The organism is Oribacterium sp., assembly GCF_057249185.1.
Genome location: NZ_DBHIGR010000043.1, coordinates 1 through 14,189, shown reverse-complemented (window position 1 = coordinate 14,189; position 14,189 = coordinate 1). Strand labels below are relative to the sequence as shown.

The following is a 14,189-nucleotide window of genomic DNA, read 5'->3' as shown; positions in this document are numbered from 1 at the left end:
ATGTGCCTTCGGATTTTACGAAGAGAAATCGGAAATCTGGGCTACGGCTCCGACTTTTCCATCTATGACACGGATGACCAGAAAACCGTGATGCGGCAGGTTTTTAAGGAATTACAGATTGACAGCAAGATGCTGAAGGAAAGAATGGTGCTTTCCGCCCTGTCTCAGGTGAAGAACCAGGGGAGATCCGTTTCCGACTATCTTTTGGAAGATCCGGAGGATTTTCTGGATGGGAAGATTCGTGCCTGCATCCGACTTTACGAAGAAAAGCTAAAGCAAAACAACGCCTTGGATTTTGACGACCTGCTTTTACGCTGTAAGGAGCTTTTTGAGAAGTTTCCGGCAGTTTTAGAGAAGTATCAGGAGCGTTTTCGTTATATTTTGGTGGATGAGTATCAGGATACCAATGATGTACAGTTCCATTTGGTTTATCTCCTTGCCAAGAAATATCAGAATATCTGCGTGGTGGGAGATGATGACCAGAGTATTTATCGTTTCCGGGGAGCCAATGTGGAAAATATCCTCTCCTTTGAATCTCATTTTCCAAACTGCAAGGTGGTAAAGCTGGAACAAAACTACCGCTCCACTGCTCCTATTCTGGACTTGGCCAATGTGGTGATTGCGGAAAATCAGCATAGAAAGCAAAAGAAGCTTTGGACCGCGGAAAAGGAAGGCTTGAAGGTCAGCTTTCAGGAATATGAAAGTGCCAAGGAAGAGGCGGCGGCTGTTATCCGAGGCATTCGGGATGCAGGCTGGAGCTATAAGGACCAGGCGGTGCTGTACCGTACCAACGCCCAGTCCCGTTTACTGGAAGAGCAGTGCATCCATTGGAACATTCCCTACCAGATTGTAGGGGGCGTGAACTTCTACCAAAGAAAGGAAATCAAGGACATCCTTTCCTATATGAAGATTTTGGTGAATAAAAAGGATGATGTGGCTCTTCGAAGAATCATCAATGTACCCAAGCGGGGTATTGGAGAAGCCAGTCTTTTAAAGCTGCAACAGTACGGAGAAAGTCTTGGGGGCTTTTCTTTGGTGGAATCCCTTCCCTTTGCCAAGGCGGCAGGGCTTTCCGGAAAAGCCTTAACCATGGTGGGAAGCTTTCTGGAAATGCTGGAGAGCTGGAAGGATGTGGAATTAACATCCCTGATTGACCGCATTTTACAAGATACGGAGTACGAAAAGGATCTTCAGGCCGAGGGTGCCATAGAGGCGGAAAGCCGTATGGAAAATATTCAGGAGTTACAGGGAAAGCTCCAGTCCTATATTGAGGAAAATGGAGATGAGGGCAGTCTGTCCGCCTTCTTGGAAGAGGTTTCCCTGCTTTCCGACTTGGATCGAAGCGACTTAACGGAGGACAAGATTACCCTGATGACCTTACACGGGGCGAAGGGCTTGGAGTTTCCGGTGGTTTATCTGGTGGGCTTAAATGAAGGTCTCTTTCCCAGTGCCCAGTCCATGTTTACCCCCGAAGAGCGGGAGGAAGAACGAAGACTCTTCTATGTGGGTATCACCAGAGCGGAAAAGGAATTGTATTTAACCGCAGGAAGAGACCGGGTGGTACATGGCCAGTATCAATCCATGCTGGTGAGCAGTTTTGTGGATGACGTACCGGAAGAGTATCTGGAAAAGAAATATCTTTATCGGAAAAAGCCCAGTGAAGAAGATCTGTTTTTTGAAAAAAGTAGTCGTTCCGGCTACGGCTCCTATTTGCAGCAGGCCAATCAGTCTATCAAAGCCTATATGGGACAGTCAGATTCCTACGGCTCTACCGGTTCCTATGGCACTTCCGGTTCCTACGGCTCATCCGGTTCTTATGGCACTTCCGGTTCCTACGGCTCATCCGGTTCTTATGGCACTTCCGGTTCCTACGGCTCATCCGGTTCCTACGGCTCTGCCGGTGCCTATGGTTCATCAGGGCGTTCATCCTCTACTCTATATGGCAGCGCCGGATATTCTTCTTCGAAAAAGCCCCTAGATCTTCAAGCCTATCAGCAGGCCGGCATTATTCAAAAGGGCATCTCCGGCATGAGCTCCGGAAGCCTTGATTATCAGGTGGGGGACCGGGTCAGTCACATGAAATTCGGAGAAGGGGAAGTACTGGCTATAGAAGAGGACAAGAAGGATAAGCTGGTAACGGTACTTTTTGATACCGCAGGGCAGAAGAAAATGCTGGCGGGCTTTGCCAAGTTAAAAAAACTGTAGTATGAAAAAAGGACTGTAAAAAATCAAAGAAGTCTTTCATGCAATATAGGTCTGAAACGGGGCACGCTCTCGCTAGCTTCGCCTCACAGCGGTACTAAGCGAAAAACTGCGCTTCACTTGTTTTTCGAAAGTACCGGTGGGCTCAGACTACCCCTATTTCAGACCTATATGCATAAAGACTGTTTTATTTTTGATTTTTTCACAGTTCCTTTTTTGTTGTATAAAAACTTAGCTTATTACGCCAGGATATAAACCATATCCTCCCAGCTCTCTCCGCCCCAGGTGGAGGGGGATTTTCCCAGATGCTCATAGCCAAAACCGCTATAGAAAGGAACGAAGTGGGTATGGCAGGTAAGAAAAATCTTCTCCGTACCCCGCTTTTCCTCTATGTCAATATAGCGATTCATTATCTGACTGGCCAAGCCCTTTCCCTGGTATTCCGGCCGAACCTCCAGACCTAAAAGAAAGCAATGCTTTGCTCCTTTTTCCTGCAAGGAAGCATTTGTAAAAAATTCATCCTGAAATACCTCGGAGCTGGAGTGAATACCGCTCATATAGCCGGCAATCTTTCTATTTACCTGGTCAAAGGCAATCAGAAAATCCTCAGGGATTTTTTCCACCCTATCTTTCATATCCTCATAGCTACAGGCTTCATTTTCCGAAAAACATATCTTTTCTATCGCTGCTAATTCTCGGATATCCTCTTCGGTAGCCGCCCGAAAAAGATACCGCTCCTGCTTATACATAGGTCTCCTTTCGAAATTAAGAAATTTTATTATTTTTATCATAACAGAGATTCATAGGAAAGGCAAATCAGGAGGGATTTTCCTATGGCTTAAAAAATAGGCTTTGTAATCACTGTTTGTGCTATAAGAGAATTATATAATCGCTTATATATTAGTTGATTATGTATAAGTTCTTGCTAAAAAATTGTCTGAATTTCTGAAAAATATATGTAAGATTGACATTTTTTGGAGAGTAGAATAAAGTTACTATGAAACAAAAAATTAATACATCATAGATATGTGAAACAAAAGTACATACGAAAGGGAGTGAGTGCTTCGTGCAACAATCTGTTATTCCGGAAATTAAATCATTATATCCACAGATGAATGAAGCAATGCAAAAAATAGCAGATTATCTCATTGATACAGAAGATAAGAAGTGCGTGGAGAGAGCTAGTGAGTTAGCTCGTAGGAGTGGAGTCAGTACAGCTTCTGTCAGTAGATTTGTAAAAATGATGGGGTACAAAGAATTCCGTGACTTTCGTCTAAAGATTGTGATGGAAAAGCAAGAGGAGAATAGGCAGGAGGAAAATGAACTAAATTATAATGGTGAGCCTATTACTGGGGACGCTCATTCTATCTGTAAAACTATTTTCTCAAAAAGTGTTAGAGAACTGGAAGAGACGTGGGGAATTCTGGATTTTGATACTATGCAGACAGTGGCAGATTTGATTCATGAGGCAAGAAGAATTGTAGTCATCGGCGTGGGTCGATCAAAAGTCACTATGGAGGCACTGTACTCTAGGCTTTATCGCATTGGATACCCGATTATGATGTTTAGTGATGCCCACGAGATTGTAAATATTACATCTATTATGGAAAAAAAAGATATTTTGATATGCGTGAGTAATTTTGGACAGAGTAAATCAGTGGTTGAGGGAGCAAGAAGAGCGAAAAAAAGAGGTATTCAAGTAGTGGGAATCAGTAGTATTAAAGAGTCTCCACTAGCTAAAATTTCAGATTACACCTTATTTAGTGCATATGATTATAATAATGCGCAGGATGGGAACCTATTTGATCCGTCCAGTGAAAATTTGGCACAGCTTGTTATTGTGGATTGTCTTTATATGCTCGTTGCTCATAAGAATAAAAGAAAAAATATCACTTACTTTAAGACGTTTTCGAATGAGATTCATACAGAGCATATTAAATAATTAGTGAAATGTTTAGAGGAAAAAGAGTAGGAGGGGAAAATGAATCGTTTACATAATACGCTAGAAAAAGCGGTAGAAGAAATGATTGATGGATATGTAGAAACCTACCCCAATCTTTTTGAACGGATAGAAGGACAAAAAGTTCTATTGTATAAAGATAGAAAGAATGGTGTATCTATTTTAATTGGAGCAGGGGCAGGTAATGAGCCTTGGCCGATTGGGTATGTGGGAAAAGGACTGGCTGATGCTTGCGTTTTAGGGGATATTTTTACTGCACCGGCAGCAGGCAGTATTCTTAAAACGATTCGCACGCTTTCTCACGATGAAGGAGTACTCTGCATTGCAACGAATCATGCTGGGGATGTTCTAAACTTTGAGTTGGTAAGTGAGCTTGCAGAACTGGAGGGAATTAAGACACGACAGATTTATGTTTCAGATGATGTAGATTCATCGGATGAAAGAGGGGAAAGAAGAGGTATTGCCGGTGTTACATTGGTATTGAAAATACTCTCTGCGGCCAGAAATGCGGGACTTAGTTTAGAAGAACTAGTGTCTTTGGGAGAGAGAATAAATGATAATCTTTCCACGGCAAGTGTAACCATTTCTCCGGCTTTTGTTTTCGAAAATGGAAAACAAGCTTATGATTTACCGGATGGTTTTGTAGAATACGGTATGGGATTTAACGGAGAATTAGGAAAAGAAAGAACAAATTTGCCAAGTGCGGATTCTTTAATAGAGAAGCTCATTGAACCTTTACTGATTGATTTGCAGCTAAAAGAAGGAGATGAGATTGCTGTTTTTCTGAATGTATTTCAGGCAACAACTACCTTGGAAGAATGCATCCTCTTATATAGCCTTCAGAATGCTTTGAAGAGGAAGAAAATAAAAGTATTTGATACTTTTGCGCAATCACTTTTCCCCACACAAGGAGCAGGGGGACTCTCTCTTAGCTTTTTGAAAATGCAAGAGGAATATAGAGGATTTTATAAAAAAGAAGCTTATTCGCCGTTGTTTTACAAAAGAGAAATGGAATAAACTTGGTGAGCATCATATACAGAGTACAGGGTGTTCAAACTTAATGTAGAAGAAAAGATGTAGAAGGTGAAGACAGTATGAAGGAAGTTAGTGCTGATCAAGTAAAAAGAATGATGGAGAGAGTTGCTCAGAAAGTGGTGGAGTCAGAGCCGTACCTTACAGAGATTGACTTGAAAATAGGTGATGGAGACCATGGAACAGGTATGAAAAGAGGCTTTTTGGCTGTTCAGAAAATGTTGCTTGATTTGAAAGTTGATTCCTGTGAAGGGGTTTTTCGAGCAGTGGGTACTTGCCTTTTAGACACTATGGGCGGAGCTTCAGGCGTTTTATTTGGAACGGTTTTCATATCGGGAATTGTAAAAAGAGAGGAACGAAACAGTTTCCAATTAAGTGATTTTGCAGAGATTTTTTCTACCTCTTTAACTTCACTAAAAAAGAGAGGGAAGGCTAAAGTAGGAGATAAGACCATGGTGGATGCTTTGGAGCCGGCAGTTCTTGCTCTGGAAGAGGGAGCAAAGGAGGGCCTGGATCTTATAGAGGGTTTTCAAAGAGCTGCTTTAGCTGCAGAAAAAGGGATGGAGTACACGAAAACGATAAAAGCACGTTTTGGAAGAGCAAAGTATTTTGGAGATAAGGCCATCGGGCTGCAGGATGCAGGAGCTACATCAGTGTACATTATTTTCCAAGCTATGTCTGATTTTTTAAAGGGGGAGAAAAATTGATTCTTACAGTTAGTTTAAACCCTTGTATTGATAGAACAATAGAGATTGAGAAGTTCCTTTATGGAGGAACAAATAAGGTTTTGAAAACAAGGGAAGATATTTCGGGAAAAGGGATTAATGTCAGTATAGCATTACAAAATCTTGGTGTTAGCAATAAAGCGACCGGGTTTTCTTTTTCGGAAGATGAGGTCAGATTAAGACGCTTTTTTGAAAGTATTCATTGTCCTTATCACTTTCACACAGTTCAAGGAAGTCTTCGTGTAAATGTAAAGATTTTCGACACGGAAAAGCGTGTAATGAGTGAGTTTAATGATAAGGGACAAGAAGTTACTGAAGCCGATGTGTCTGCTTTCTTCTCTTTGATGGAAAAAGAGTGGGAAGGGACTGATATCTTAGTTGTGGATGGCTCCGTACCACCAGGGGTTCCAAGGAGTATTTATAAGGAATTAATACTTTTAGCAAAGGAAAAAGGGATAAAAACAGTCTTAGATGCTACTGGAGATTTACTAGCTTTGGCATTAGAGGCACAGCCGTATTTTGTGAAACCGAATCGGGAAGAGCTGGAAGCTTTTTATGGAAAGGCATTTAAAGATACCAAAGAAATGATTAGCTTTGGCAAGAGCTTACTACAGAAAGGCATACATTATCTTTGTATTTCATTGGGAGAGGAGGGAGCTTTATTTCTCACAGCAGAAAAGTGCTATCAGGCAAAACCGGTAAAGATTCTTGTACAGGGAGTACAGGGGGCTGGGGATTCCATGGTGGCAGGAGCTTGTTTGGCGATGAAGAAAGACCTTTCGGATGAAGATATTTTTAGATATGCGGTAGCTTGTGCAACAGGATCTTTACTACATCCGGGTACTCAGTTGTGCGAAAAAGAAGATTTGGAAGCAATGTTACAAAAGGTTGAAATTATAAATTTAGAAGAATAGAAAGGGGAAAAAATATGGCTTTGGTAAGTTCTAAGGAAATTTTGATGAAAGCACAGCAAGAAGGCTATGCAGTTGGTGCTTTTAATGCGGAGAACATGGAGATGGTTCAGGCAATTGTAGCAGCGGCAGAGGAATTATCTTCTCCGGTAATTATTCAGACAACTCCGGGAAGCTTGCAATATGCAGATACAGATATGTTTTTTGGAATGGTAAACGCAGAAGCAAAAAAGGCGAAAGTGCCGGTGGCTTTACATCTGGATCATGGAAACAGTGCAGAGCTTTGTGCGAAAGCGATTTTATCCGGTTATACCTCTATCATGATTGATGGCTCTAAGCTGGCTTTTTCTGAAAATGTAGCTCTTACAAAGAAAGTGGTTGAGTTTGCACATGCTATGGGAGTGCCGGTTGAGGGAGAATTAGGAACGGTAGGAGGAAAAGAAGACACACATGAAGTAAAAGACAGTGAAAAGTCCTATACCGATCCGGAAGAAGCAAAGGAATTTGCAGAGCAAACAGGTGTGGATTTCCTTGCGGTTGGTATTGGAAATGCTCATGGATTTTATAAAGGAGTACCAAAGTTACGATTTGATATTTTGGAAAAAACCAAAAGTCTGGTAAGTATTCCTATTGTTCTACATGGTGCGTCAGGAATTCCTGATGAAGATGTAAAGAAATCAACAGGCCTTGGTATTTGCAAAGTGAACTTTGCAACCGAATTAAGAGATGCCTTTACCAAGGGAGTAAAAGAGTACCTTGAGAAGAATCCGGAAGTATTTGATCCAAAGAAATACAATGGAGCAGGTAGAGAAAAAGTTAAGGAACTTATTAAGCATAAGATGCATGTATTGAATAGTGTCCATAAGGCATAAAACTTAGATAAGAATTTGGAATACGTGAAACAATGTTTTATTTTTCTCAATAATGGACAAATTTCAACTCGAATCAAAACGGGTAAGCAATCACGCAGACCTCGTTCTGAATATTTACTTACTTATCTTTAAAGGAGGAAAAAGTGATGAAAAAAGGTATTTCATTGGTACTCGCAGCTTTAATGGCTGTATCTCTTGTGGCTTGTGGAGGTGGCAGTGCTGCAAAGAGCACAACTGCTGCAGCATCAGAGCAAACAGAAAAACAGACAGAGAAAGCCGGAGAGACGGAGGCTAAGAAGGAAGAGACTAAAGGAGAAGCAAAGACCATCGGTGTAAGCTTACTGAACAGTACCCACGTGTTCTATAATAGTATCCAGACTGCTATGGAAGAGCAAGCAAAGGAATATGGATGGACTTTAGATGTACAAGATGCTGCAGGAGATGCAAATAAGCAGCTTGGTCAGGTACAGGATTTTATTACCAAGAAAGTAGATGCTATTGTTATTGCACCAACTAACTCTGCAGGATCCAAGTCTATGATTGAGCTTGCAGAAAAGGCTGGAATTCCAGTATTTACTATGGATATCGCTTCTGATGGAAAGCCGGTTACTCACGTTGCTACAGATAACAAGAAGGGTGGACAGCTTGCTGCTGAGTATGTGGTAAATAATATCCTTACCGAGAAAAAGGGTAATGCAGCGGTAATTACTTATTCTGAAATCGAGAGCTGTGTAGATAGAGAGACCGGATTTACAGATTATTTGAAGGAGAATGCTCCGGATATCAAGGTAGTTGATGTGCAGAACTATTCCGGTGACCAGCAGAAGGCTGCAGATGTAATGCAGAACATGCTTTTAAAGAATGATAATATCGATGTTGTTTTCTGTGTAGGAGATCCTGCAGCTATTGGTGCGCTTTCCTCTATCACAGCAGCCAATGCAGCAACCAAGATTATCGGTTATGACGGAAATCCGGAAGGTGTTGCAGAAATCAAGAAGGGTGGAAACTGGGTTGCAGATGTTGCACAGGATCCTGCAGGAATTGGTAAGACCACTCTTGAGGCTATTAAGAAGCATTTAGAGGGTGAGAAGGTAGATTCTGAGATTTTGATTGCGCCTTATATTATTGATGCAAAGAATGCAAAGTAATAAAAAGATAGGTTAAGAGGAAGGCGTCCCACTTTTTGGACGCCTTTTTCTATAATATGGAGCATATTATGATGGAAGAAAGAAAAGAGACTTTAGTAGAATTAAAGCATATTCATAAGGAATTTCCTGGCGTGAAAGTCTTAGAGGATATTTCTGTTGCTTTTTATCCTGGGGAAGTACATGTTCTTTTGGGAGAAAATGGTGCAGGAAAATCCACAATTATTAAAATCATTTCCGGTATTTATCAACCTGATAAAGGGGAAGTTTTGATAGAGGGACAGCCCGGGGCAAAAAATATTCGAGAAGCGCAGCAAAGAGGAATCAGCGTTATTCATCAAGAACTTAGCGTTATTGAGGATTTAAAAGTTTATGAAAATGTTTTTCTGGGAAGAGAAGAGAAAAAATCCGGATTTTTAAACAAAGAAAAAATGATTGCGGAATGTAAAAGGATTTTGGATGAAATGGATGTGGCGATTGATCCCCGCTCACCGGTATATAAGCTTAGTAATGGAGAAAAGCAAATGGTAGAGATTGCCAGAGCTGTTTCTCAGAATAGTAAGTTAGTAATTATGGATGAGCCTACCAGTTCGCTTTCTGACCACGAGGTACAGTCTCTTTTTCGAGTTATACGTCAATTAAAGAAAGATAATGTTGCAGTAATTTATATTTCTCATCGTCTAAAGGAAATTCTGGAGATGGGAGATATGCTTACCGTACTTCGAGATGGTATGAAGATTGCTACAGTACCGGTTTCAACGGTAACTGAACAGAAGATGGTAGAAATGATGGTGGGAAGAGAAATTTCCCAATTTTATTACAAAGCCAAAGCTCCGGAAAATAAAGAATTGGTTTTGGAGGTGAAGAACCTATGCTCTAAAAACCATTTTAAAAATGTTTCATTTCAACTATATAAAGGAGAAGTTCTTGGAGTAGCCGGACTTATCGGTGCAGGAAGAACTGAATTAATGAGGGCGATTTTTGGAGCTGATTCCTATGATAGTGGAGAGGTATTTTTGTATGGAGAAAGTTTAAAGGGATTACAGCCTAAGGAAATTATTAAAAAAGGTATGGGCTTAATTCCCGAAGATAGAAGAGGCCAGGGACTTTTACTGGAAAAGACAGTTCGGGAAAATACCAGTTTGGCATCTTTAAAAGAGAATAGTCATAGTGGTTTTATTGATTTTTCGTGGGAAAAGCGAGAAGCAGTTTCCTACATAGACAAGTTACGGATTAAGACTCCTTCAGATTCAGCAATCATTAAAAATCTTTCAGGAGGAAATCAACAGAAGGTAGTAATAGCAAAGTGGCTTTTAGCAAAGTCTAAGATTCTTATTATGGATGAGCCTACCAGGGGAATAGACGTTAATGCTAAAGCGGAAATATATGAGCTTATGAAGAATTTTGTCGAGGAAGGTGGCAGCATTATCCTCGTTTCTTCAGAATTACCAGAGGTACTAGGATGTTCTAATCGCATTATGGTAATGCGAGAGGGATATGTAACCGGTTTTCTGGATAGTGCAGAAGCGACAGAAGAAAATGTCATGCTTTTTGCCAGCAAAGGAAATGAGGAGGTTGTTTATGAATAAGAAAAATGGTGGTATATCAAAAGTCCTAAAAGGAGAAAATACCATGCTCCTTTTTGCGGTAGCGCTGTTTGCAGTGTGTCTTCTTTTTGTCCCTCGATTTGCGACAGGGGGAAATATCAAGAATATCTTGATTCAGATTTCAATCAATGCACTTATTGCCTGTGGCATGACCTTTACTATACTTTCAGATGGTATTGACCTTTCTGTTGGTTCGGTAGCGGCTATAGCAGGGGTTGCAGGAGCGTCTTTAATCAAAACTATGCCAAATGCATCTGTTCCGATGTCCATTCTGATTATATTACTAACTTCCTTAGTAATAGGTACTGTGTGTGGTGCTCTTAATGGATTTTGTATTGCAAAGTTGAATGTTCCTCCCTTTATTGCAACTATGGCGATGATGAATGTAGCAAGAGGTTTAGCCTATGTTTTTACAGATGCAAAGCCGGTTTTTGGCTTGCCGGAAAGTTTTGGGTTTATCGGTTTAAGAGAACTTGGTATTATTCCTGTATCAGTTATTTTAATGGTTTTTATTATTTTTCTTAGTTATATTATTTTAACAAAGACTTGCTATGGAAGATATATTTATGCTGTAGGTAGTAATAAAGAGGTAGCTAAGTTGACGGGCATTAATGTAGATCAAGTCCGTTTTTCGGTCTATGTGATTTCCGGAATTCTTTCAGCATTAGCAGGGCTGGTGTTAGCCTCCAAGTTACAGAATGGACAGGCCACGGCAGCAGTAGGCTATGAGTTAAATGCTATTGCAGCAGTAGCAATGGGTGGTACTAGTATGTCCGGTGGACGAGGAGGAATTCCTCAGACAGTTATTGGTCTTATCGTTATCGGAATTATTAATAATGCGTTAAGTTTACTTGGGGTTTCGGCATATTGGCAGACGGTGGCAATGGGCGTTATTATTCTGATTGCAGTAGTCATTGATCAGGCTAGAAAATAATTCACTAAAGCGGCGGAATGAGTTTTAGAAGAATAAAAAAAATAGGGGAAGTACTAAACGATGTGTTTTGGGCAAGTTTAGCACTTCCCTTTTTCGTGTCGATTATTTACTATAGATTTAGAATATTTTCCAGGAAGGAGGACAATCCCATGGAAGGACAATCCATTATGCAAATATTTCAGGGGGGCTCCTCTGTGTCCGGGGTGATTATCCCCATAGCTTTAATGCTATTTTCCGGCTTTGCTTTAACAAGAGTCACCAAGCGCCTGAAGCTTCCCAATGTAACCGCCTATATTTTGGCGGGAATTTTGATTGGACACTATTGTTTGAATCTGGTGAATCCGGACATTATTGAAGGCACAAGCTTTATTGCGGATATTGCCCTTGCCTTTATTGCCTTTGGTACCGGGGAATTTTTTACTTTTTCTACGCTAACGCAGAATGGGATTAAGGTTTGTATTATTACGCTATTTGAAGCGACTCTGGCTTCTTTCTTCGTTTTTGTGCTTTGTCTTTTTATTTTGAAATTGAATTTAAGTCTGTCTTTGGTTTTGGGAGCCTTGGCGGCCACCACAGCCTCAGCCTCCACAATTATGACCATAAGGCAGTTCAATGCTAAGGGGGACTTTGTGAACACCCTTTTGCAGGTGGTGGCATTGGACAATGTCTTTGGTCTTGTGGCCTACAGTATGGCCATTTCCGTGGCGGTGGCGCTGCAATCCGGCTCCTTTAAGCTGAGCAGTATTCTTATGCCCATTGCTTTAAATCTGGCGGTACTTCTTCTGGGAGGACTTTTTGGGCTTTTTTTAAAACTTTTAATGCCGAAGCAGCGTTCTACGGACAACCGTTTGATTATTACCATTGCTGTGCTTTTCAGCTTTTGCGGTATCTGTGCCCTTTTGGATGTGTCTCCCCTTCTGGGCTGTATGTCCATGGGTATGATTTACATCAATATCACGGAAGACGATAAGATTTTCAAACAGTTAAATTACTTTAGTCCACCCATTTTACTGCTGTTTTTCGTGCGTTCCGGTATGAACTTTAAGCTGGATGTGCTCTTACATTCGGGGGGAATAGGGGAAAATGTTCCTCTCCTTCTGGTGGGTATCAGCTATTTTCTGGTGCGTATTTTGGGAAAATATCTGGGGGCTATTCTGGGTCCAACTTTGGTGGGAGAAAAGAAGGAAGTTCGGAAATATTTAGGACTGGCATTGGTGCCTCAGGCCGGAGTAGCTATCGGTCTTTCCGCATTGGGCGCCAGAATTTTGGGCGGAGAGCTGGGAAGAGCTTTGGAAACGGTGATTCTTGCTTCCAGTATTCTCTATGAACTCATAGGCCCCGGTTGTGCCAAGCTGGGACTCTATCTTTCCCATTCCTATGCGGTAAGTTTGGAGGATTTAACGGAATCCGTCGCTATAGAACCGGAGAAGAAGAAAAATGAGGTGGAGCTTTTGATTGAGCGAATCCAGGCCATTCAGAAGGAACTTCCCTCCCATGCCAAGAGACTGGCGGAAGAGGAAGAAGCCTTTACCGAGGCGGCGGAGGAGCAGTACTAAGAACAGGAGGAAAAGCCATGTCAGAATGGATTATACAGGAAGCATTTCAGACATTGACAATAGAAAAGAACATAAGTCTCTTTTCCGCCATGCTCAGGATTTTCATAGCGGTTCTTCTGGCCTCCATCATTGGCTGCGAGCGAGCCAACAAAAGGCATTCCGCAGGTCTTCGAACCTTTATTTTGGCCTCTTTATCCGGCTGTCTGGCCATGATTTTAGATCTGCTTTTCATGAATGCGGAGGTGCTTCGTTTTCCCATGCTCTCCGCCTTTGCCATGATCAGCATTTCCATCATCAGCTGTAAGGCGATTCTCTTTAGCTCCAGAAATCAGATTAAGGGCTTAACCACTGCCATTGCCCTATGGTCCTGTGTTTTGATCGGGCTCAGTGCGGGAGCAGGACTTTACTTTGTCAGTGTGGTGGCTTGCTTTATGCTGTACTGGATTCTATCTTACCTGCCGGGCTTGGAAATGTATTTGAAAAATCGCTCCAACCACTTTGAAATTCATTTAGAGCTAAAGAGTCGGCAGTATTTGCAGGACTTTGTAACGACTATTCGAAGACTGGGACTTCGGATTGATGATATTGAATTAAATACTGCCTACCATGGTTCCGGCCTTAGCGTGTATTCCGTAACCTTTACCATAGACAGCAAGGAGCTGAAGAAGTTTAAAACCCACAAGGAGATTATCGAAGCCCTGTCCACCATTGACTACATTTATCATATTGAGGAAATGCGGTAGAACGTTGTAATCACTTCTTTATTTTACCTTTTATATAGTTGCTTTATTCCTATTTTTGCTGTTTTGCTCTTTATTCTGTTGTTTTACTCTTAGCCTTTACATCTTAGAACAGATATGATAATTTTTATTCGGAAGAAACCGAATCGGAGGTGACCGAATAAAATGAAATTTATCGGAAGAGAGGAAGAAGTACGGAAAATCAAAGGCTTGTATCAGTCTCCCGGCATGGAAGTGCTTCTATTATACGGAAGAAGGCGAATTGGAAAGAGCGAGCTGATGAAACATTCCATGCAGTTCTTTGAGGGGAAGAGGATTTATTACGAGTGCAAACAGACTTCTGAAATGAACAATGTAGACAGCTTGGCGACTTTACTTTCGGAGGAGTTTGGCTATCCTAGGATTTCCTTTTCCGGACTGGAAGAAGTGCTAGATTTTCTTTTTAAAAAAGCGACGGAGGAGAATATTCTTTTGATTTTGGATGAATATTCTTATCTTAGTGATG

13 protein-coding genes are annotated in these 14,189 nt (G+C 41.3%); 12 read left to right on the top strand and 1 reads right to left on the bottom strand.

Translation table 11 applies throughout. From position 1 onward, the window contains the following. A partial coding sequence (locus tag ACO4PX_RS04010; protein ID WP_485571602.1) for an ATP-dependent helicase occupies positions 1-2,205 on the top strand: 2,205 nt, incomplete at its 5' end. Between the two features lie 236 nt (positions 2,206-2,441). Here the strand turns inward: ACO4PX_RS04010 and ACO4PX_RS04005 are convergent. After that, positions 2,442-2,951, bottom strand: a complete 510-nt coding sequence (locus tag ACO4PX_RS04005) for a GNAT family N-acetyltransferase (protein ID WP_485569439.1) — start codon at positions 2,949-2,951, stop codon at positions 2,442-2,444. 317 nt (positions 2,952-3,268) lie between these two features. Here ACO4PX_RS04005 and ACO4PX_RS04000 point away from each other — a divergent pair, with 317 nt between their 5' ends. The 11 genes from ACO4PX_RS04000 to ACO4PX_RS03950 all read left to right on the top strand — a co-directional run. Then, positions 3,269-4,144 carry a MurR/RpiR family transcriptional regulator gene (locus ACO4PX_RS04000; protein ID WP_156778152.1) on the top strand — a complete coding sequence of 292 codons (876 nt, stop codon included), beginning with the start codon at positions 3,269-3,271 and terminating at the stop codon, positions 4,142-4,144. 39 nt (positions 4,145-4,183) lie between these two features. Beyond that, on the top strand, positions 4,184-5,179 hold the full coding sequence (locus ACO4PX_RS03995; RefSeq protein ID WP_485571600.1) for a dihydroxyacetone kinase subunit DhaK: 996 nt from the start codon (positions 4,184-4,186) through the stop codon (positions 5,177-5,179). Between the two features lie 77 nt (positions 5,180-5,256). Next, positions 5,257-5,901, top strand: coding sequence for a dihydroxyacetone kinase subunit DhaL (gene dhaL / locus ACO4PX_RS03990; protein WP_485571598.1), 645 nt, complete (start codon positions 5,257-5,259; stop codon positions 5,899-5,901). Then, positions 5,898-6,833 carry a 1-phosphofructokinase gene (gene pfkB, locus ACO4PX_RS03985; RefSeq protein ID WP_485571597.1) on the top strand — a complete coding sequence of 312 codons (936 nt, stop codon included), beginning with the start codon at positions 5,898-5,900 and terminating at the stop codon, positions 6,831-6,833. Before dhaL ends, pfkB begins: the two co-directional genes overlap by 4 nt. 14 nt (positions 6,834-6,847) lie before the next feature. After that, positions 6,848-7,702, top strand: a complete 855-nt coding sequence (gene fba, locus ACO4PX_RS03980; RefSeq protein ID WP_183684718.1) for a class II fructose-1,6-bisphosphate aldolase — start codon at positions 6,848-6,850, stop codon at positions 7,700-7,702. 146 nt (positions 7,703-7,848) lie between these two features. Further along, positions 7,849-8,850, top strand: coding sequence for a substrate-binding domain-containing protein (locus ACO4PX_RS03975; RefSeq protein ID WP_183684719.1), 1,002 nt, complete (start codon positions 7,849-7,851; stop codon positions 8,848-8,850). Positions 8,851-8,918: 68 nt separating this feature from the next. Next, on the top strand, positions 8,919-10,436 hold the full coding sequence (locus ACO4PX_RS03970) for a sugar ABC transporter ATP-binding protein (RefSeq protein ID WP_485571595.1): 1,518 nt from the start codon (positions 8,919-8,921) through the stop codon (positions 10,434-10,436). After that, a complete protein-coding gene (locus ACO4PX_RS03965; RefSeq protein ID WP_007157473.1) occupies positions 10,429-11,388 on the top strand; it encodes an ABC transporter permease in 960 nt (319 codons plus the stop codon). Before ACO4PX_RS03970 ends, ACO4PX_RS03965 begins: the two co-directional genes overlap by 8 nt. 149 nt (positions 11,389-11,537) lie before the next feature. Then, positions 11,538-12,944, top strand: a complete 1,407-nt coding sequence (locus ACO4PX_RS03960; protein WP_485571593.1) for a cation:proton antiporter — start codon at positions 11,538-11,540, stop codon at positions 12,942-12,944. Positions 12,945-12,961: 17 nt separating this feature from the next. Further along, on the top strand, positions 12,962-13,687 hold the full coding sequence (locus tag ACO4PX_RS03955) for an MgtC/SapB family protein (RefSeq protein WP_485571591.1): 726 nt from the start codon (positions 12,962-12,964) through the stop codon (positions 13,685-13,687). Between the two features lie 162 nt (positions 13,688-13,849). Next, positions 13,850-14,189 (top strand): AAA family ATPase (locus tag ACO4PX_RS03950; RefSeq protein ID WP_485571590.1); only part of this gene is annotated, 340 nt, incomplete at its 3' end.